Source organism: Emticicia soli (assembly GCF_037860775.1).
GTDB lineage: Bacteria > Bacteroidota > Bacteroidia > Cytophagales > Spirosomataceae > Emticicia > Emticicia soli.
The window spans coordinates 19,925-42,558 of record NZ_JBBEWC010000006.1; the positions used below are offsets into that span (position 1 = coordinate 19,925).

Genomic DNA, 22,634 nt, shown 5'->3' on the forward strand with positions numbered 1-22,634 from the left:
CTCTACAAAATCAGGCGTTCCAAAGAACGTTTATTTCTTGAATTCTAATAATTCGCTAGTACTAAAATCATAAAAAAATACTAGACAAGTTCTAAGTTTAACATATAATCATTTTATCGATACAGAAACTTTAGCCTTTACAAAATCTGTCTGGTTACGATACAATCCATAAGAAAAAGTATCATCTCCTTTAAACCCTTTATCGGCCTGATACAAAATAATGGGCGTATCGAAACTCGTAGAATCAATGCTTACCTTGCCATGTTGTGGCGGCAACACAATTCTGAGCCTTGCCTTGCTGTATAATGAACAAATAACATCGTTCTTCAAAATATCAATCGCTATGTTCGAGCCCTCCACATAATTGGTAATACTCAAATCATCGTCTTTCAAGCCTGTGGCGCAAGCAGCAGGCTCAACAATCGCCAACTCAACAGGGGCTACCGGATTTTTGTTGTTCGAGATATTTATCCGGTACAAAAACATATCGCTGCCTATATAATCTTTTTCGGGTATATAAATAATCGACTGCCCTTGTACGCTTACTATGCCATGCTTTGGCTGTACCTCAATTTGCACGCCCCCTATGGTGGTACAGGTTTTATCGTTGGCCGTAACATTGAGCGAAATGGGCGTCGATACCTCCACCTCTGCCCTATCGCCAATGGCTCCGGCATAGCAAGGTAAATCTTGTATCGAGGGCAGAATCATAATCTCCACTTGTTTATCGATGGTAGCCCCTGCTGAGGTTTTTCCTCTCAAAACCAGATTATCTCGGTTAACACTGCTTGTACTTGTGAGTTTATAATACACCAAACCATTATCAGTAAATTTTGCCTCGCCATACATGGGTTCTCGCAATATACTAACCTGACTGGCGTTTTCGAGCCCCTGCAAAGAGGTAGGGTTTATGGTTATGGCCTCGGTGGTTGTATTAAATACATTGTTGGGGTTTTCTACCGGTGCCTGGCTTGCTTCATCAAATTTCAGGTTATCGCACGCACCCAGCCCAAAAGCAAAAAGCCAGAAACTCAATAGCACTTGTGTTGTGATTGTTTTCTTTAAAAATATATGAACACTTTGAAACATGAAAAACAAGGTCTTTTTTAATGATGACACCAAAAACAGAATTGAGGTTTAAATTTATTTCAACTTTTTTGTAAAAATAGGCCACCTATTACATTTATTTATATTTATTCTGCATTAAGTACAATTACCAAAACAGAAGCGTAAAATTTATGATTTTTGCCAAATAAAAATTTGTATATTAGAAATACATAAGTATATTTGACAAGAAATTAAGTATTTATACTCAATTTCTTTAATCAATTAACACCATTTTAGCTCTGTATGGGGGAACGTCTTAGCTAAAAATGGGCAAACGTAGGTAAACATAATTCAAAATGACAAACGGAACTAAACGCCGTATCGTTGTGGTGGGCAACGGTATGGTGGGCTATAAGTTTTGCGAAAAACTCATAGCCAAGGCACCTGATTTCTTTCAAATCACTGTATTTGGTGAAGAGCCTCGTCCGGCATACGACCGTGTACACCTCAGTGAATATTTTGCAGGCAAAACCGCCGACGACCTCACACTCGCGCCGCTTGACTGGTATTTCGACAATCAGATTCAGATTCACCTCTCCGACCCCGTTACACACATCGACCGTGCACGCAAAACAGTCTTATCGCATCATGGGCTTTCTGTACCTTACGACTACCTGATACTAGCCACAGGCTCTGCGCCTTTTGTGCCGTCGATTCCGGGTATTGAAAAAGAAGGTGTATTTGTGTATCGCACCATTGAAGACCTTGAAATGATGCAAAGCCATGCTGGCAAAGCCCGTAAAGGTGCTGTAATTGGTGGTGGATTATTGGGCTTAGAAGCAGGCAAGGCCCTGATAGATTTGGGTCTTGAAGAAATTCACGTGATTGAATTTGCACCTAAACTTATGCCACGGCAGATAGACCAGGCAGGCTCTGATATGCTCAAAAGCAAATTAGAAGCCCTGGGGCTAAAACTTCATTTATCGAAAAACACACAAGAAATTACAGGCAATGAAGCCATAAAAGGCATGAACTTTGCCGATGGCTCGAAACTAGATGTTGATATGCTTGTGATTTCGGCAGGAATTAAACCCCGTGACGAGATAGCCCGCCTAGCGGGTTTAGAAGTAGGCAGCAGAGGCGGTGTTGTGGTGAACAATCAACTCCAAACATCAGACCCCGATATATTTGCCATTGGCGAATGCGCCTTGCATAATCAGATGATATACGGCTTGGTTGCACCGGGTTATGATATGGCCGAAGTGGTAGCAACTAACCTCACAAAAGCATTGGGTGCAGAAGGGAAATCTTTCCTTGCCTTTGATATGTCGACTAAGCTAAAACTCATTGGGGTTGATGTAGCCAGTTTTGGCAATCCGTTTGTACAAGAGCCCGACTGCCAGACAATTGTTTACGAAAACAAATCGAAAGGAGTATATAAAAGAATCAATATTTCGACCGATGGAAAAAGCCTGCTTGGTGGTATTCTGATTGGAGATGCCGAGCAATACAATATGCTCTTGCAGACCACCATTAACAATCTGGTGATTCCGAAAGACCCCGAAGACCTGATTTTAGGCAGCCGAGGCGGCGAAGCCGACAGCGGTGCAGGTATTATGTCATTACCCGATGAAGCCCTTATCTGCTCGTGCGAGGCCATTTCTAAAGGCCGTATCTGTCACGAAATTGTAGAGAATAAAGTTACCACGCTCGACGGCATCAAGAAATGCACCAAAGCAGGCACTGGCTGCGGCGGTTGCGTGCCTTTGGTAAAAGACCTCATACAAGGCACCATGAAGGCACAGGGGATTTATATCCGAAACATTCTGTGCGAGCATTTTGATTATACCCGTCAGGAATTATTTAATCTGGTAAAAATCAATAACCTCAGAACTTACGACGAGGTGCTTGACAAATTTGGTAAAGACGATGGTTGCGAAGTATGTAAACCAGCCATAGCCTCGATTCTGGCCAGTTTGTGGAACGAAATGATTCTGCAAAAAGATAATGCCACAGCACAAGATTCAAACGATAGATTTCTGGCGAATATCCAACGTGGCGGCACTTACTCGGTTGTCCCTCGGATTCCGGGTGGAGAAATAACTCCCGAAAAACTGATTGTGATTGGGCAGGTAGCACAAAAATATGGGCTTTACACCAAAATTACAGGCGGCCAGCGCATTGATATGTTTGGGGCTCATGTAGGCGACTTACCCCAAATATGGGAAGAACTCATAGCCGCAGGCTTTGAGAGTGGCCACGCCTACGGAAAATCGCTGAGAACCGTAAAAAGCTGCGTAGGCACTACCTGGTGCCGCTTTGGTGTGCAAGACTCGGTAAGTTTTGCCATCGAGGTCGAGAACCGCTATAAGGGGCTTCGTTCGCCGCATAAATTAAAATCGGCCGTATCGGGTTGTATCCGTGAGTGCGCCGAGGCCCAAAGCAAAGATTTTGGCATTATAGCCACCGAAAAAGGCTGGAATTTGTACGTATGTGGCAATGGAGGCTCAAAACCACAACACGCACAACTACTAGCTACCGACCTGAGCAGCGAAATGTGTCTGAAATTGATTGACCGTTTTCTGATGTTTTATATCAAAACCGCCGAACCGCTTACCCGCACCGCCACATGGCTCAACAAACTGGAAGGCGGCATAGCTTACCTGAAATCGGTGATAATTGATGATAGCCTGGGCATTTGTGATGATTTAGAGAAAGAAATGCAACTACTGGTAGACAATTACCTATGCGAGTGGAAAGAGGCCGTTGAAAAGCCCGAAATACGCAAAAGATTTGTGCATTTTGTAAATGCGCCAGAGGTAAAAGACCCCAACGTAAAATACGAGCCGCTCAGAGACCAGATAATGGCCACCGACTGGAATAAAGTAAGCGCATAATCTCATTAACTCATCAAAAAACCGAACAATCATGGTACTTACAGATACAGCCACAGCAGTGCAATGGAAACAAGCCTGCCGTGTAGAAGACATACCCGAAAACGGTGGTGCTTGCGTGCTGCTTGACGGCGAACAAATAGCCATTTATAATTTTGCCCGCCGCAACGAATGGTTTGCAACACAGAACCTTTGTCCGCACAAGCAACAAATGGTACTATCGAGAGGCATGATAGGCACACAGGGTGGCGAGCCAAAGGTGGCTTGCCCCTTTCATAAAAAAACTTTTTCGCTCGAAACAGGAAAATGTATGGGCGACGAAGACTACCAGATTGCCACCTATCCCGTAAAAGTAGAAGGCAACTTAATTTTTATTGGCTTGTCAGAAAAAAAATTAACATTTCCATAACAGGCTAAGTCACTAATCATAAGGCGTTTCGGGGGTATGTATGAAAGAAAGCAAAAAAAAATTTAAACTTTTTTTTAAATATTAGTTGACACGTATCTCTAAATCGACTACTTTTGCACCACGATTTCAGACAAAGGAATCACGGCAAAATAATCCCGAATAGCTCAGTCGGTTAGAGCATCTGACTGTTAATCAGAGGGTCGCTGGTTCGAGCCCAGCTTCGGGAGCAGAGTTAAAAGCCTCATAATCAAACGATTGTGAGGCTTTTTTATTTGCAATAACCCTATTTCTCTACTCCAGTTGCAATAAACAATTGATTTTCATTTGTTTTTTACTCGAAAAAATAAATCTATCTTAGCGGACTCATTTCAAACACACCTAAACAAAATTAAATAAGTGCTAGAAGAGAAAGCGTAAAACAAACTTGGCTGGCTGTGCAACCTAAAAAAGCTACAACATACGCAATGCCTATGTGCAAAACAGGCAGCACCCAATAATTTAATACTTTTTAAAATTGCCGCAATATTAGGTAAAACCATCAGATTTATTAAAAACAAAAAATGACAAGTACAACCCAAAGAGCAGAATTGCAAGCCAGAATATGGAAAATAGCCAACGATGTGCGTGGCTCGGTAGATGGATGGGATTTTAAACAGTTTGTTTTAGGAACACTATTTTATCGGTTTATTAGTGAAAACTTTACCAATTATATTGAAGGGGGTGATGATAGCATTGACTACGCAAACTTATCAGATGATGTAATAACGCCCGAAATAAAAGATGATGCCATTAAAACCAAGGGGTATTTTATCTACCCTAGTCAGCTTTTTGTAAATATTGCCAAAACTGCCAATACCAACGACAACCTTAATACAGACTTAAAAACTATTTTTGATGCCATCGAAAGTTCGGCAAACGGGTATCCGTCTGAAGAAGATATAAAAGGATTATTTGCCGATTTTGACACAACCAGCACACGGCTCGGCAATAGCGTTGAACACAAAAATAGCCGTTTGGCTGCCGTCATAAAGGGCGTTTCAGGGCTGAATTTTGGAAATTTTGAAGATAGCCAAATCGACCTCTTTGGCGATGCCTACGAGTTTCTGATTTCTAATTATGCAGCCAATGCGGGTAAATCGGGGGGTGAGTTTTTTACACCGCAAAGTGTATCTAAGCTGATTGCACAACTGGCCATGCACAAGCAGACTTCCGTAAATAAAATATACGACCCTGCTGCCGGGTCGGGCTCTTTATTGTTGCAGGCAAAAAAACATTTTGATAACCATATTATTCAAGAAGGATTCTTTGGGCAAGAAATAAACCATACTACCTACAACCTTGCCCGTATGAATATGTTTTTGCACAACGTAAACTACGACAAGTTTAATATTGCCCTCGGTAATACGCTCACCGACCCACACTTTGGCAATGATAAACCTTTTGATGCCATTGTTTCTAATCCGCCTTACTCAATACCCTGGATTGGGGCTGATGACCCTACGCTTATCAACGACGACCGTTTTGCACCTGCCGGCGTGCTTGCGCCTAAATCAAAGGCAGATTTTGCCTTTGTATTGCATGCCCTCAATTATCTTTCATCTACAGGCAGGGCGGCTTTGGTTTGTTTTCCGGGTATTTTTTATCGGGGTGGGGCCGAACAAAAAATCAGAAAGTATTTGGTTGACAATAACTACGTAGAGACCGTTATCTCTTTAGCCCCAAATCTTTTCTATGGTACTTCTATTGCCGTAACCATTCTGGTGCTTTCAAAACATAAGGCTGATACTAAAACGCAGTTTATGGATGTAAGTGGCGAAGAGTTCTTCAAGAAAGCAACCAATAACAATGTGCTTACCGATGAACACATTGAAAAGATTATGGCCATGTTTGATACCAAAGCGGATGTTGAGCATATAGCAAAATCTGTAGATAATCAGCTAATTGCAGCAAACGATTATAACCTTTCGGTAAGCTCTTATATAGAAGCTAAAGATAGCCGTGAGAAAGTAGATATTATACAACTAAACGCAGAGATTGCCACAACCGTAGAGAAAATAAATGCCCTACGTAGCAGTATTGATGCCATTATAAATGAAATTGAAGCATGAGTGAGTTAAATAAATTATTAGAAGGTGTTGAGGTGGAGTGGAAGACTTTGGGGGAGGTTGTTGGCTATGAACAACCGACCAAATATTTGGTACAATCAAATCATTATAATGATAGCTTTAAAACACCTGTTTTAACTGCTGGTAAAACTTTTATACTTGGATATACTGATGAAACTAATGGTATTTATAAAGCATCGAAATATCCCGTTATAATTTTTGATGATTTTACAACTGCCAATAAATGGGTTGATTTTGACTTTAAAGCTAAGTCATCAGCAATGAAGATGATTTCATCAAGTGATGAATCTAAGGTATTATTAAAATACATTTATTTTTGGTTAAATACTTTACCAAGTGGGTTAGTTGAAGGTGACCACAAGAGACAATGGATTAGTAATTATTCTAATCTCCAAATTCCCATCCCACCACTCTCCGTCCAAAAAGAAATTGTCCGTATTCTTGATACCTTTACGGAGCTAACAGCGGAGCTAACAGCGGAGCTAACAGCGGAGCTAACAGCTCGTAAAAAACAGTATGAGTATTATCGTGAACAATTGTTGAGCTTTGAAGAGGGAGAAGTGGAGTGGAAGAGTTTAGGGGAGTTAACAACATTGATAACAAAAGGGACAACACCGAAAAAATACACTAAAACTGGGATAGCTTTTATAAAAACAGAAGCGTTTGATGGCTCAAATATTAATTCTAAAAAATTGTCATTCATTGATGAAGATACACATAACAAAGAATTAAAAAGGTCAATTTTAAAACATAATGATATATTGATAACAATTGCAGGAGCAACAATAGGAAAGTGTGCAATTGTTCCAAAGGAAATTTTACCTGCAAATACAAATCAAGCTTTAGCAATAATCAGACTGAATGGTGATATAAATGTAAAGTATATATATTATTTACTAAAATCAAGCTATATGGTTAAGTATATAGAACTAAATATAAAAGGTTCTGCACAACCAAATCTGAACTTAGAACAGTTAAATAATTTTACTATACCATATCCACCACCAGAAGAACAAGCCCGCATCGTTTCTATTCTTGACAAATTCGATACCCTGACTAATTCAATCAGCGAAGGTCTGCCAAAGGAGATAGAACTACGTAAAAAGCAGTATGAATATTATCGGGATAAGTTGCTGACATTTCCAAAAGATAATTTAATGGCATAATATGGGGCAATAAACCAATAATCAATCTCTCAAGTCATTCTAAACATCATGGAGAAGAAATTTCAGTTATTGAAGAAAACGAATAAGAGAGTGTTAAGTTTCTTAGTAAATGAAGTAAAAAGCGTTTACCACTTCAATACAATTGTTAATAATAGCGAAACTGAATAAAATGTCACAGTACACTACCATAGCAGAATCTAATAATTTCATAGTGCTTGAGAAATACACCAAGTATTCAGAGCTGCACGAGGCAACTGTTAGTTACCAGACCGAAGCTGCTTTGGAGAGAGAATTCATACAGGATTTAAAAAATCAAGGGTACGAATACCGCTCCGACCTCGTCACGATGGATGCCATGTTTGCCAACGTAAGAGTACAATTGCAGGCACTCAACAACATGAAGTTTTCAGACAGCGAATGGAGGCGTTTTATAGAAGAATACCTTGACAAGCCAAGCGATAACCTTGTTGAAAAAACAAGGAAAATACATGATAACTATGTATATGACTTTGTTTTTGACGACGGCCACATCCAAAACATCTACCTGGTTGATAAAAAGAATATTACCCGTAATAAAGTGCAGGCAATCTCACAATTTGAACAAAAAGGCACACAAGCCAACCGTTACGATGTTACGATACTTGTCAACGGCCTGCCTTTAGTACAAGTAGAACTAAAAAAACGTGGGGTGGCTATCCGGGAGGCTTTCAATCAGGTGCATCGCTATACTAAAGAGAGTTTTAATAGTAAAAACTCCCTTTTTAAATATCTACAAATTTTTGTTATCTCAAACGGTACCGACAGCCGTTATTTTGCCAACACCGTAGAACGAAACAAAAACAGCTTTGATTTTACGATGAACTGGGCACGGGCTGACAATACCCTGATACGTGACCTGAAAGACTTTACGGCAACGTTTTTTCAGAAAAATACCCTTTTAAATGTGCTGCTTACCTATTCGGTTTTTGATACCAGCGACACGCTGCTTATTATGCGCCCCTACCAGATTGCAGCCACCGAAAGAATCTTATGGAAAATAGTTAGTTCGTATCAAGCTAAAAATTGGTCTAAAACCGAAAGTGGTGGTTTTATCTGGCACACCACAGGCTCAGGCAAAACACTTACAAGTTTTAAAGTGGCACGATTAGCCACCCAACTTGATTTTATTGATAAAGTATTCTTTGTGGTTGACCGTAAAGATTTGGACTATCAAACGATGAAAGAATACAAGAGATTCTCGCCCGATAGTGTGAATGGTTCAGAAAGTACGGCAGGTTTAAAAAGAAATATCGAGAAAGATGATAATAAAATTATTGTTACAACTATTCAGAAGCTGAATAACCTCATGAGAAGTGAGGGTGACTTAGCCATTTATCAGAAGCAAGTAGTTTTTATTTTTGATGAAGCCCATCGTTCTCAATTTGGTGAAGCACAAAAGAACCTGAAAAAAAAGTTCAAAAAATTCTGTCAGTTTGGTTTTACCGGAACGCCCATTTTCCCTCAAAATGCATTAGGTGCAGAAACTACGGCAAGTGTATTTGGTACAGAACTGCACTCTTATGTAATTACCGATGCCATCAGAGATGAAAAAGTACTGAAATTCAAGGTAGATTATAACAATGTTCGGCCCAAGTTTAAGGGTATAGAAACCGAACAAGACGAGACAAAGTTAAGTGCCGCAGAAAACAAAACGGCTTTGCTTCATCCGGCTCGTATCAAAGAAATCTCTCAATATATTTTGCAGAATTTCAGGCTAAAGACCCATAGAAATCAAGGAAGCAACAGGGGGTTCAATGCCATGTTTGCCGTAAATAGTGTTGATGCCGCCAAATGTTATTACGACGAACTAAACCGTTTACAAAAAGGTAGCAATAAGCCCTTAAAAATAGCAACAATCTTTTCGTTTGCAGCCAATGAAGAGCAAAGTGCCATAGGGGAAATAGTGGATGAGACTTTTGAGCCTTCGGCAATGGATAGCAGTGCAAAAGAATTTCTGACAAAAGCCATCGACGACTACAATACCCTGTTTAAAATGAATTATGGTATTGATAGTAAAGGGTTTCAAGATTATTACCGTGACCTTGCCAAACGTGTAAAAAATAAAGATATTGACCTTATCATTGTAGTCGGGATGTTCCTCACGGGGTTTGATGCCCCTACACTTAATACCTTGTTCGTTGATAAAAATCTGCGTTATCACGGCTTAATGCAGGCTTTTTCACGTACCAATCGTATTTATGATGCCACAAAGACATTTGGTAATATTGTTACTTTCAGAGATTTAGAAAAAGCAACAATAGATGCCATTACACTTTTTGGAAATAACAGCACCAAAAACGTAGTGCTTGAAAAGAGCTACAACGAATATCTGGAAGGCTTTACCGACCTTGTTACAGGGAACGCACACCGAGGGTATCAGGAGATAGTAAAAGAATTAAATGAAAAATTCCCTGACCCTGATGCAATCGTAACGGAGAAAGATAAAAAAGATTTCTCGAAGCTATTCGGAGAGTACTTACGGGTAGAAAACATATTACAGAACTTCGATGAATTTACGCATCTGAAAGCACTTCAAGCCATAGAGCCACACGATACGGAAGCTATAGCAGCATTTAAAGAAGCTAATTTTATAACGGATGCTGCCTTAGCTGGCATGCAAAAGATTGAGTTGCTAGCAGAACGAACGGTTCAGGATTATCGCTCTACATATAACGATATTCGTGATTGGATAAGACGTGAAAAAAGCGGCGCAGCAGCAGAAGAATCAAAAATTGATTGGGATGATGTAGTATTTGAAGTTGACTTGCTTAAATCACAAGAAATAAACTTAGACTATATTCTTGAATTGGTATTTGAACACAACAAAAAAACCAAAGATAAAGTAGAGTTAGTAGAAGAAATTCGTAGGGTTATTCGTGCCAGTATAGGCAATAGAGCAAAAGAAAGTCTGGTTGTTGATTTCATCAACGAAACAGAGCTTGATTCGATTAAAGATAAAGTCAACATTCTGGAATCGTTTTATGGATATGCACAAGGCAAATTAAAGGTAGAAGCGTCGGAATTAATTGTTGAAGAAAATTTGAATGTAGAAGAAGCCAAGCGATACATTACCAATTCTTTAAAGCGTGAATATGCCACTGAAAATGGAACAGAACTGAACGCTATTTTGCCAAAGATGAGCCCTCTGAACCCACAGTATCTGACTAAAAAACAAAGTGTTTTTCAAAAAATAACTGCATTTGTTGAGAAGTTTAAAAACATTGGTGGTCAGCTTTAAATCATAACTCATAAGGTGTCCGGATGCGCTCTTTCTGCCATGTATCATTAGCCTGTTTGAAGCATGGCTCTGCAATACAGATTAAAGGTCTTTGCTTGATACTGAAAGATTCTTAACGGTGATTTGAAGCAAAACTGAGTTAATTTACTACTAAGTGAGTACTAAAATGACAAAAACCGATAATTAAAAACACAAAATCTGTATTGCTACTTCATTGAAACAGGCAAAGCGTCAATGGTTATGATATATGGCGTGCGAACATTAATTGGAATTACAACAGACAAAAAATTTTTAGAAGAGAAAAAATTTAGCGGTTTTGGCGATTTAGTGTAGAATATTGGTAGGGGATTTAACATTTGCATTAATGTACTAGTATAGACAGGGCAGTGCCCTGTCTATACCCAATCAGGCATTTTTCAGACTAAATATTCAGTCTATCCCCCCTACTCTGTCATAAAATAATCAAACTCCCCTCTGTTATTACGGGCGCTTACGGTTTTATCGCAGTTTTCCCATACAAAATAGTCGCCTTTTAGCGTAAATTTCCCTTCATCTCGCATAAGGTCATCGTTCAGATAGATTGGTCTGGCTGGTAAAGCATTATAAAAGCCGTCGCCTTCAATGCTATAATAATTCCCGTCTGATAATTGCACCAACACAAAAAACACCGTTTTATCTTTGTTCTGATAATGCCCTACACGCAAAGGGGCATTTCGCACACTCATACTTGGTGCATCGCAAGAGCCTTTTAGTACCTGATTCATCAATGCAGGTTGGGTGCTTATGGCATTTACGATAATAGCCCTATAAGCAAATTCCAGGTTTTTAAGTTCGTAATAATCGTCTTTAATAGGCTTAAAAATCTTCTGGTATTTTTCCTGCTCGGCTTTATCGGTAGTTACATATTTTGCATACACATAACCCATATCGTCCAGATTGAACAAGTAACTCACAAAAGGGAAATCGCTCATAATTACCTTATAAAAAGCCCCCTGTTTTTCGTTAGAATACAGTTTTAGCTCGGCAAAAGTAAGTACCTCTTTGTTGTCTCTGCCCTTGGCTCTACCAAATAGATTCATGCTGCCCAATACTTTTCCGGTTTTATCCGACGATGTTCTTACCAACAATTCGTCGGTCAGTACATAAATATAGCCCAGTTTCGAGTAAGCAATAAATTTGTAAATCGTGTATGCCGATGCAAACAACAAAAACACAACAACACCAATACGCCAGAAATTATATTTATAGCGTGGTTTTACCACTGGCTCACGGTTGACAGGCGGCCTTGGCGGCACTGTATTTACTACGGTTTTGCTGGGCGCAGGTGCTGTATTTACCACAGGTTTTTCGGCAGGCACACTTACCGGAGCTACTGCAACCACAGGCTTAGCCACAGGCACGGGTGTTGTTTCTACTTTGGCAGGTACTTGTGGTTCTGTTTTTATTGGTTCTGGCTTAGGTTCAGGGCTTGCCTCAATCGGTATCGTGATTGGTGTTGGTGGCAGAGTTTTCTCTTCGTGCCGCTCAGGTAACACAACAGGCTCAACCTCTATCACCTCGGGTGTAATCGGCCTGAGGGAATCCTGAAAATTTCTTTCTTCATACACTCCGTTCAGCTCAAACTTCTGATACAACAATTGTAGATACTGGTTCATCTGCTGGTCGTTGAGTTGGCTCAGCTTATCCAATTTATCTTGCGAAAGCACCACCTTTGGGTATTTCCGGCCTAAGAATTTTAGAAATTCAATAAAATGCGTGTGTTCAATCTTAGTCATAAACATACTATTTGTTATAGGCTAATTCGGCTAATTTATAAACAACGTCGGTAGGTACAAAAGCGTATTGCTTTTCCTGAATGCGCTCAATCATAAAATTGGCTTCCAGACTATTACCTGTGCGCTTAATGGAAAATCGCTCATCTTTTACCTCAAGCAAGCGAGGATTATCGTTATAAAAATTACTGATTTCGTTACCCTGGTTTTGCACTTTTACTACATAAGCTTCACCATCAGGCATCGAGATTGTAGCCTCGTTGCCATACACTTGCTGAATAATGTTGGTAAGGCTATCAACCTGAATACGCACCATGTTTCGGTCTGATAATTCTTCTGTTGCATCAACTTCTTCAGGCACAAAAGCCTGTGGTTTCTGCGAATAAAACCACAGCATAATACCCGTTACCAAAGCAACAAGCCCCAAGGCAATACTTATTTTTGTGGTGTTTTTCATTCTTTCATATAATTTTTAAACGATTCCGACTCCAAAATCCGGTCGATGATGATTCTATAAGTAGCCCATTCCTGATTAATAGCTTCGTTGGCCGTGAAATAAACCGTATAGAATTTATTATGTCGCAAAGGGCTTTCCATCAGATTGTTTTTAGAAATTATCAGTGCCAAGCGTTTCGAATCATTCTGTTCGCCTTCCTTAATTGTACCGGTTTTGCCGTAGAAATAATAACCTTTATACACATTCCTTGCGCCAAACAGAGCCGCTGCCGTGCCGCTGGTCATTACTTGTTCCATGCCTTTTATCACGTTGTTGGTCATAAAATCATTAAAGCCGCCTCGCCACGTAGTGCTGTCTATTTTCCAGCCCGACTCCTGTCTGCCACGTTTTGTAAGATGCAGTTCATAGTCTTTGTTCTGGCTGAACATCTTCCCATACATTTCGGTCATTTTCAGCGGTGTAATGTTATACGGCGTACCACCAAGCGTTGGGTTTTTGAGGCCATTAAAGAAGTTGGTAAGCGCATTAGGGCTTTTACGCTCGGCCTGAATAAAAAACGATTGCTCAGGGAAACTCCACAAAAAGCCGCCTAATTGTTGCTTATAGAGTGTCTGATACACCATTGTATCGGCATAGTTTACTCTGCCTCTATCTTTAATATTGAAGTCGGTTTTATCTACGTCTTCAACAATCAGCCCCAGGTTTTTATCAAGCCCCTCGGCTAGTAACGATTTCTCGTTACCAAAATAAGTGTTTTCATCACGTGAGCTTTTCGGCCAGCCTTTGTCTTTATAAGAGCGCAGGCGATACCCGACTCCTGCCATTTCTATTGCCGGAAACTGATTGGTAGAATCGTTGAGCTTGCGTGATAATACGTTCTGTATGCGGTAGCTATCATTCAGCTTGAAATCGTTTCTGTGATACGAACCCAAAAACATAATTACTGAATGATAAAAATTGCTCGACTGCCGTATGTAATCTGGTGCATTGATATTGCCGTAGTGCTCGCCGTGTTCATCTATCCAGCCTTTGCGTTTTGGCAGTTTGTAGCCGGCATACTGGCCAACCGATTCCTTTTTGTTACCGGGTAATACTTCAAACTGATTTGATGCCTGTAAAATCAGGTTTTCCCACCCTGCATTGAGCCTTGATGCCAGCGAAGCAAAAACCAATGGCTTGATTGACGACCCCGGCCCATACGACAGATGCAGCAAATTGGTATTGCCCCATTGGTCTCGCTCGTTTTTGTTATTGCTGAAAAAGAAATACTTCTGGTTCATCTTGTCAATGGCTTGCGCATTGTTGGGGTCAATCAGGGTACGGTTTTTCACAAAATCCTGCATCAACCTTATATTGCCATCGCCATCGGCGGCCATTACGGCAAACTTGAAGTTAGGTATTTTGTTAACTTTATTAGTAAAAGTCCGCACAATGGTATCACCTACTTCTTTGTTCAGTTTATAATCGAGCGTAATGTTGGCATCTTTGCGCAAAAGGGTATCGGCTGTGTATGCACTTTTAAGCGCATTGGTGTAGTGATACACCCAGAATAACCTGTCGGCCATTGGGTAAACCATGCGTTGCTTGCCATTTACCCAATAACTGCCCATAAAGGCATAATTGTTATTGTTGGCGTACGACACCAGAAAATGATTTTTCCCTTCGCTTACTTTGGCAATTTCATCAAGCGTCAGTTTGTTTACAAAGCCACTCACCTGCTGGCTAAGGATTTCTTCTTTCTGGCTCGACACAATATCAATGCCCGAATTTGTGCGTTTTACCGTATTTTCAAGGTTCATCAATACCAGAGGCACGCTGGCATCGGCAAACCAATTGTTTGGCAAAACCGCTACTTTTAATGTACCACCTTGTGAACCTGCAAAATAAGGCATTCCCCGACCTGTAACAGGCTGGTTGTAGATGCTCAAAACAGGATATTGCAGCGAATCTAGGTTCTCTTGATACAGATTACCCTTCCACACCACACGGTCTTCGTAAGGTGGTAGTTCTAAATACAGGTGCTTGTTATAAACAGACTGATAACGGTCGTCGTCGAAGCGTAGATAAATCGGACTGTCTTGTTTGAAAGCCGTTGCGGGGTTTTCTTCCAATATAGCCAGAATACTTTGTGAGTATTTATCTGATTGCTCATACAGTTCTTTATATTCTTTCGATTTAATGAGTATCGTCAGAATCTTCGATAAATCCTGCGGGATTCGATTGGTTTGGTTAAACGTCGCCCTGCTGTCTATTCTGAGCGTATCCTGAATATTGTTCAGCAAGGTATTCAGTTTATCGTTAATAGTTTCCTCGGTTTTCTTTAAGGAAATCTGGAAATTGGTTTCTTGCAGATTATTGGAACGACCACTCAACAACAAGAAAACAATGATAATAACGAAGAAAATACCCATTCTTGAGAAATCGAATGTCGGCGAAATCGTTCTGATTTTCCGCTCAACAGGTTGATTAAGTAAGGGGATAAAAAACAGCGTAAGCGGCAACAAAAGGCTTAGCTTACTGGTAAGACTCAGGAAGGGGAAATCCTGCCCGAAAAACACAAAACGGTTTGTAGAAGCCAACCACACAAAGAAACCCAGCGTAAAGACCAGAATCAGCGCAACGCTGCCATTGTAAGAAGCAGGGGCAAAACTCACAAGCCCGTTTTTATCTTTTTGGTATAACTGATAGGCTATCAGATAAAATATCATAGGCATAGCCAGCACTACCAATATCCACACGATTATCCAGTTGCCAAACTCGGCAATAATATAGCGAGGCACAACCACGTCACGGGTTTGGGTTGAATAGTTTACACCCCTATTGAAATGCGGTTTGAAATCTATGCGTTTTGAGTCATTACGGGTTTTGTTCAGGTAACTGTTAATAAACCATTGCCCCTCGGCGGTTTCTACAATTTTGCGTTCGCTGAAAGAATCATAATCGCTTTGGCTAATCAAATCATCAACTGGCTGGTATATCAGCGAGGCACGATGCACCACATTTTTCAGTTCGTTGGCTACAAAAGCATCTATTTTACTCTTGGTAAACGGAATGAGCAACAAAGCAATAGCAACCAAGCCAGCTATCAGGAATTTGCTTTTGTGCTTATTTTGCGCCAGATATACATATACCACCACAAACACAATGGCAAGCATAAACAGCGCATCACGGTAAATAAGTAGTTTATGAAAAAGTGGCTTGTAGCCTATGAATAGCACATAGATAATGAACGACAGAATACCGTAAATCCAGTAATTGCTTGGTTTCCAGAACATAGCCCAGCGGCTGCCGCTTTTGGCAATGTAGGGTTTGCGCAAGAAATTGGTGAAGACATTCTTCAACAACAAAAACAAGAGAAACAAAACGGCAAAACCCCTGTCGAAAACAGCAAAGAAGACAATGGTAACCAATGTAAGATAAAACTCATTGTTTGCCGTAAGGTAATGCGAAAACTGGTGCAGGTAATTAAGTATTTTCAGCCGGAAATTCTTTGGCACAAACACTTGTTCGTTATGCTGCTGGTTGATTTTTGCCGAAAAGAACAAATACGAAAGCAATGGAATGAAAACACCGCAGATGCGATAAATAAGGTCAATACCTGTGGCCACCAGCAAAACTGCACAAATACCCAGCACAACACCATGATACACAAGGTATTTTTGTTGCGAATATTGCATTTTAGCCAATGCACTTGTGATAGCGTCTTTCTGCCAGCGATACAAATTGAGCAGGATAATAAATACTACCGGAAGTACGAAAGTGAGCGGAACAGCAAGTGTAAAATTAATAAGTGAGAAATCGAAACGGATAAGGGTGGTTTCGAGCTCGTATTTGTTGATGTTTTCGAGCGGTGGGAATGTAGCCACACGCCACAACAATATAAACCGATAGGTAAGTAAAGCATATACAACTGCGTAAATACAGGCTTCAATGCGCTCAAGCCCATGATTGGCGTTGAAAAGCAGCGTAAATGCCAATAACAAAAACAGAATTGATAAATAGAGCAGGTTGTGCTTAAAATCAAAGCCATTATCGGCAAAATCACGCACCTTAAAAAGCCATTCATATTCAGTATTCTGTGAATGAAGTGAGAAATTTTTTCCAAAAACTTCGCTTTGCTGGTCGTTTTTAAAGTTATCGGTTAACTCACTCGTAAAACCTACGCCTGTGGGGTTCAAGGTGTAAATCATTGTTCCCGAAAAAACGTTTGAGCGGGCATTGCGCAGGTCTTCATGAAACAAGAAGCCTTCTTTCAACGACGAATTAAGTAATTGGGTATAATGATTATCCAGAAAACGAATTTGCTTTGTGCCTATTTCGGCACCATCTTTCTGAGCCGACAACACAAAGTATTGCGGAAAATCAAAATTCAATACAGCCGTTTTAAGGCTTTTAGGGTACAGGTTTTTATCGAGCGTATTGAAAAAATACTGCTTGCGGGCATTATAAAAGCCTACAAAAAAGCGCTCACCTTCGGCAATACTCGCCGTTGATTGTAAACTTGGCACTTGGCGGCCACCATCGATACTCAAAGAAAATCTATTGCTAAAAAAATCATTGGTCGGGAATAACGTAATGTTTTTTTCTTCACTTGCTCCATTCGGGCTCGCCAACAGATACGCCTCGCCGATAGTTTGCAGCATTCGCTCCAATACCTGTTTAGACTGTGCTTTTTCCGACACAAAATTGTTGTTCTCAATCAGCATTGAGTACAGGCTTTTTCCTTTCTCAATTGGTCGGTCTTTTACTACAATCTCGTCCTGATAGGTAGCAGGTATATTCAATTGCCTTAAAATACTTTTGGCACTGCATCTGATGCTTATATGATATACTTTTCTGAGGCGTTTTTTCCAGAATGGGCCTTCGTCTACGGTTTCAATATTTTTGAAATTAATACTGATACTATCGTTAGCGATGACAAAACTTTTGCGGATAGGCGTTGGAAAAATAGCATTTACAGGGGCAAAATCGCCCTCATTACCTGTGCGGCTAAATACAGGCTCAAAGTATTTTTCAAAGCTCAACACAAAGCGGCCTTCGCTGGTTTTACGGGCTTTAAAAGTACCACTTTCGTTGCTCCATAAACCATTGGCTGTACTCTTCTGCTCATTGGTCGAAAGCACCAATGTCTGGTTAAATGCTACACCTGTATTGCTAAGAGCGTGGTGGTCGGCGTTGTTGAAATAAGGCTTGGCTTCGTTGGGTTGTTGAAACTTTTTGAGTACAAATACCGAGATTAGATAAATGATAGTAAGCAAACTCACACCCAATAGTGTAGTGGTATAGCGGTAAGCCTGTAAGCGTTTGCTGTTCAGTGCTGCAATGTCGAGCAAGGGAAAACGCTTTTTAAAGCCTTCGCCATCAATGTTTTTTTCGGCAATAATAACGCCCAAGAAACACAAAGAGCAAAAAACAATGACACTACAAAAAAACAGCGAAAACAGGTTTACATAAAAATAAAGCACCACCACTAAGCTAAGTGCCAGCAGAAAAAGAATCAGTGATTTTACTTTAGGCATCCGGTGTGTCGTTTTTAATGATGTATCCGTTGATATTTACCTTCTCTAGTTCGTCCACATGGTATGCTTTCAATAACTCTATTATATGCAACACCAATTTGTTGTCGGTATTGGTAACATTGGCCGAAAAATCGATTTTCTTCAATTGGCTTGATACAAACGCCGGATTCAGCAGTTGTTGCATATTCAGTTTGTCGTATTCTACACCTTCTTTGTTTTTCAGTTTTACAAAACTCATGAAATGAAACGCCAGCGGAATCAGGTTGGCAATCAGTTTTTGTTGCGTCTCTTCATCGGCTGGATACGGCGTATCATCTTTAAAGTGACGCACAAATGGCTTGATATATGCCTCTGATATAAGCCTGAAATATTGTTTTTCTTCTTCGTGCTCAGCGTTTACCTGTGCCATGTGGCTCTGGTAGCTTTGTTTGGTTTTTTCTAGTTCGGCACTTAGCTCGCTATAATCTTTATTGAGGCTTATCTGGTCGTAGTAGCGTTGGCACAGAATATCTACTACCTCGGCATCTGTTATATCTTTGTTTTGTTTTTCTTCTACCAGTTCGGCCTTAAAGCGCTTGATTTTGTCTTTTACCAGTTTTGTTTCGCTGGCAGGTTTCTTCGATTTTTCCATAGCATATAATATAATTAGCACAAGTACAGTAACACCCAATACACCTACCAGAATCCAGGCTATTTCGCTGGAGGCAAGTGTAGCAGTATCGGCCACAGCCAATTGCGGCATAATAACCATTGAAAGCTGATGTTGCGGCAACTGAAAAACCCTGTTGATGAGGTGATTGAAAACAATACTACCATAACGGGGGTCGGCCAGGTAATACTTCTCTTTCAGGTCAGACTCCTGGCAACCTAGCAAGCCATAGATGCGGTCGAGGGCATTGCGGCTCGAATCCTGCAAGCTAAAAATGGTATCGTTGGCTACTACCCTGCTATTAAGCACAATTCCGATACTGTCGTCTTTGGTCGAAATCCTCAACGTACCGTTCTGTATCTTCCCTTGATTCTGATTAACCTTTACTTCGAAAAAAGCAGTGCGGGGCACAAAGTCGGCCTCGGCACTTGTAATTTTCAGCGTGTCGGCCTCGGCCCAACACACCATTGGTATAACTGACAATATAATAATAACAATGTTTTTTAACATCTCTGTGGCAATTTCGGTTTTATGTACGCAAAAATCAATCAGGTAAAAGGCTCATCAGATTAGCCAACTCATGGTCGGGCTCGGGTACATCTTGTTTCAAAGCCTGTATATAGTTGGTATCTATCTTAGCCGGAAATAACGAAGGTATCAGATATTGCAGGGTTACGTTATCAATAGCCGAGTTTTGCACCAGATTCGAGTAGCCTTTCACCTTGTTGTCTTTATCAAGGTTGCGGGCATAAAAACCATCTTTCGTAAAAATCAAATCTACCGATTCTACCCATTTGTTATCATAAAATATATTATCGGCCACAGTATAAAGCGTGTTACCAATCAGGAATTTCAGCGAGTCGAGCTTATCTATACGATAGCTGTTCTTGGCTTCGTCGTAGTTGTCTTGTAAGTTAGCTAAACGCAGTATAAAATCAAAAAACGCCGGAAACTTCGGTTTGCTTGTATCGGCAACAGCTACTTGCGGCTTAGTTGAAATATGAATCGGGAAACCCACCAACTCGGGATGTATCACGTAGCCATTGGTAAAAATCCCATCAAGGCAAATTGCTTTTAGCTGGCTTGCATCCTCTGGCATTTTAATAAGATTGGCCGCAAAACCCAGCTCGCTTGTAAGGCGACCTTTCAGTTTTTCGAGCAATGGTTTAAACAGAAATCCCCTACCCGTTAGCAAGATACCATCACAGTCTAACGATTTATTGGTATTACTAATAACACCCTTGATGTTTTCGATGATATTGGCCGTAATGGCTTCGCAGGCGTTTTCAATATAACCACCCCAATCATAAAATCCATCAACTTTTTCGAGCAATAGGCTCAGGGTTTGCACGGCCGCCGTTATTTCGCTACTCGCAAAATTCTTCAAGGTTGCATCGCCACTTTCGGCGGCATTCCAGTTATTTTCAACGGTGCGCTGGGCAGTATTTGATTTATTGCTATACTGAAATTTTAATGACTCTAGTTTCTCAAAAATGCGATTCATCTGCGCTTTCTCCGACTTCTCTAAGGTCTGGAAAAACGCTTTTGTGGCCGCAGGGTCGTTTGCATTTTTTATCACGAAGTCTATCATCGACTCAAAAAATGCATAGCTTATCAGGTTACCGGCTCCGGCAAAACCATTGCGGTATAACGATTTTATCTTCTTGGCATTGTTGGCACTTGTCTGAATAATCGAAAAGTCGGTAGTACCTTTACCGCAGTCGATAATGATATAATACTTGTTTGGATTAATATGGTGCAAGCCTTGGTCGAAGTACCCAAGAAAAGCCGCATCGCTCTCCGAAACCGTTACAACCTCCCAGGCTCTTATTTGCCCTTCGTAGGCAGGCGTTTGCTGTAAACTACGGAAAATATCGTTGATAACTTCTTTTGTATTAGCAACCTCATGAATACTGTAAATATTAGGCACCAGAATGGTAAAGCGAATGTAGTTTCTGAGGCTGTCTTCTTCAATTACGTGCTGGATTGTAGCTTCTATAAACGATTTCAGAATGGTTGAGTACGCCTGATTCTTGAGGTCGTCTAAACTCAAGGAACGTACCCTTTCGCCTTGTATAGCCTGAAAATCCATAAAGCGTAGAATCTCGCCATGCTTATGGGCTAGTTTCAGGTTTGAAAGCTGGTGAAACTGATTGGTAAGCGTACTGTTCAGTTCGTTGTTTTTTACCAGAAATTTAAGTTCGTCTTCGTTCTTGATAAACTTATCTTTCAGGCTGAAATTTGTTAATTTCTTTTTCAGAAAGAAAATAGACTTGATGAAGTCGGTGTTTGATTCATGCTGAATAAACTCCTGATTTCCTTCGGTCATGCCTTTGAAGTCTTTTACCATTTCGAAAAGGTTTTTCGACTTCGTTCTTTTCTGGTAATTGTGCCCTACCGGTTGATAACCACTTACTTTAAGCTGAGAAGATTCAGACCCAAAATCGAGCCCGAAATGGTGGAAACAACTGGCATGAGCCAGATAAAAATGCAATTCGCTTTGGTAGGCTTTTGCATTTACTTCATATATAAACTGGCATCTGATGAAATCTTGTTCAATGGCTCCTTCCGCAATATGGTCAATATACGAGCCCTCAATTTTAAATTCAGAAGTATTGTCAACACAGGTATATTTTACCTGCCCTAATACAAAAGAAACCTGCTGTTGCGCTGCTGCCTTTTGTGCCTTAGGCTGTACTTTGCCTGGGTTTTTCCAGTCGTTTTCTTCTTCTAGGCTTTCAGTTACAAAACTCGTATTGACCGAGCTAGATAATTTTATGCTCAGAAGAGCATTTGTTTCATCAAAAGCAACCGAAAAATGCAAGTGGTGAAGCGGAACATCGCCGGCGTTGTTGATAAGTGCCTGCATATTTTTGCTCTTATCGACCGACAGAATCGTAAATGGATTATCCATTAAGGGCAATTCTATCACAAAAGACTCAGGTTCTTGTGAAACTCTGTTTTTAAGGTCGAGATAATTCGTTCGACGCCTATTGATTATCAGCGGAAGGATATATTTCATAATAAAAGGGTTATGTCAGTTTGATTAGTAAACGTAGATTTTCCGCTATAGGCAATTAAATCAATAGTTTTTCATAAGATGTGTACAAATATAGATATATAAGCAAAGGCAGACAATTTATTGCTATTGAAAGAGATGATTTTTATTTCATAATGCTGTAATTACAAGCAATAACGAATAAAACAGAAAATATTATAATGCCCGCTTTAAATATTTTCTGTTTTCGTTTCAACCTGCACGTCATTTATCGGCTATAAAAAACAAATCTGAATTTAATGCAGTTTGGTGTGAAATTT

The 22,634-nt window shown here is 40.3% G+C and carries 11 protein-coding genes and 1 tRNA gene; 6 read left to right on the forward strand and 6 right to left on the reverse strand.

Translation table 11 applies throughout. The features are described from left to right. Positions 1–108: 108 nt before the first annotated feature. The gene (locus tag WAE64_RS10270) at positions 109–1,089 is read right to left on the reverse strand and encodes an Ig-like domain-containing protein (RefSeq protein ID WP_340236279.1); all 981 of its coding nucleotides are present in this window, start codon (positions 1,087–1,089) and stop codon (positions 109–111) included. Between the two features lie 314 nt (positions 1,090–1,403). Between WAE64_RS10270 and nirB the strand changes: the two genes are divergently transcribed. From nirB to WAE64_RS10300, 6 genes are all read left to right on the forward strand, one after another. Then, on the forward strand, positions 1,404–3,944 hold the full coding sequence (gene nirB, locus WAE64_RS10275; RefSeq protein ID WP_340236280.1) for a nitrite reductase large subunit NirB: 2,541 nt from the start codon (positions 1,404–1,406) through the stop codon (positions 3,942–3,944). A 31-nt stretch (positions 3,945–3,975) separates the two neighbouring features. Next, on the forward strand, positions 3,976–4,350 hold the full coding sequence (gene nirD / locus WAE64_RS10280; RefSeq protein ID WP_340236281.1) for a nitrite reductase small subunit NirD: 375 nt from the start codon (positions 3,976–3,978) through the stop codon (positions 4,348–4,350). Between the two features lie 153 nt (positions 4,351–4,503). Further along, positions 4,504–4,577: transfer RNA gene (locus WAE64_RS10285), tRNA-Asn, on the forward strand. A gap of 333 nt (positions 4,578–4,910) precedes the next feature. After that, positions 4,911–6,458, forward strand: coding sequence for a type I restriction-modification system subunit M (locus tag WAE64_RS10290; protein WP_340236282.1), 1,548 nt, complete (start codon positions 4,911–4,913; stop codon positions 6,456–6,458). Further along, positions 6,455–7,642, forward strand: coding sequence for a restriction endonuclease subunit S (locus tag WAE64_RS10295; RefSeq protein ID WP_340236283.1), 1,188 nt, complete (start codon positions 6,455–6,457; stop codon positions 7,640–7,642). The genes WAE64_RS10290 and WAE64_RS10295 overlap by 4 nt, the downstream gene beginning before the upstream one ends. A 169-nt stretch (positions 7,643–7,811) precedes the next feature. After that, positions 7,812–10,919 carry an HsdR family type I site-specific deoxyribonuclease gene (locus WAE64_RS10300; protein WP_340236284.1) on the forward strand — a complete coding sequence of 1,036 codons (3,108 nt, stop codon included), beginning with the start codon at positions 7,812–7,814 and terminating at the stop codon, positions 10,917–10,919. Positions 10,920–11,362: 443 nt separating this feature from the next. On the opposite strand, the gene WAE64_RS10305 is transcribed toward WAE64_RS10300, so the two are convergent. Genes WAE64_RS10305 through WAE64_RS10325 form a run of 5 tightly spaced genes read right to left on the reverse strand, consistent with a single transcriptional unit; the run spans position 11,363 to position 22,338 of the window. Continuing rightward, positions 11,363–12,694, reverse strand: coding sequence for a hypothetical protein (locus WAE64_RS10305; RefSeq protein ID WP_340236285.1), 1,332 nt, complete (start codon positions 12,692–12,694; stop codon positions 11,363–11,365). Positions 12,695–12,701: 7 nt separating this feature from the next. After that, the gene (locus WAE64_RS10310) at positions 12,702–13,148 is read right to left on the reverse strand and encodes a hypothetical protein (RefSeq protein WP_340236286.1); all 447 of its coding nucleotides are present in this window, start codon (positions 13,146–13,148) and stop codon (positions 12,702–12,704) included. After that, positions 13,145–18,667, reverse strand: a complete 5,523-nt coding sequence (locus tag WAE64_RS10315) for a penicillin-binding transpeptidase domain-containing protein (protein ID WP_340236287.1) — start codon at positions 18,665–18,667, stop codon at positions 13,145–13,147. Before WAE64_RS10315 ends, WAE64_RS10310 begins: the two co-directional genes overlap by 4 nt. Continuing rightward, on the reverse strand, positions 18,660–19,826 hold the full coding sequence (locus tag WAE64_RS10320; protein ID WP_340236288.1) for a hypothetical protein: 1,167 nt from the start codon (positions 19,824–19,826) through the stop codon (positions 18,660–18,662). Before WAE64_RS10320 ends, WAE64_RS10315 begins: the two co-directional genes overlap by 8 nt. 34 nt (positions 19,827–19,860) lie before the next feature. After that, entirely contained in the window at positions 19,861–22,338 is a 2,478-nt protein-coding gene (locus tag WAE64_RS10325) for a hypothetical protein (RefSeq protein ID WP_340236289.1), read from the reverse strand. Positions 22,339–22,634: the final 296 nt, after the last annotated feature.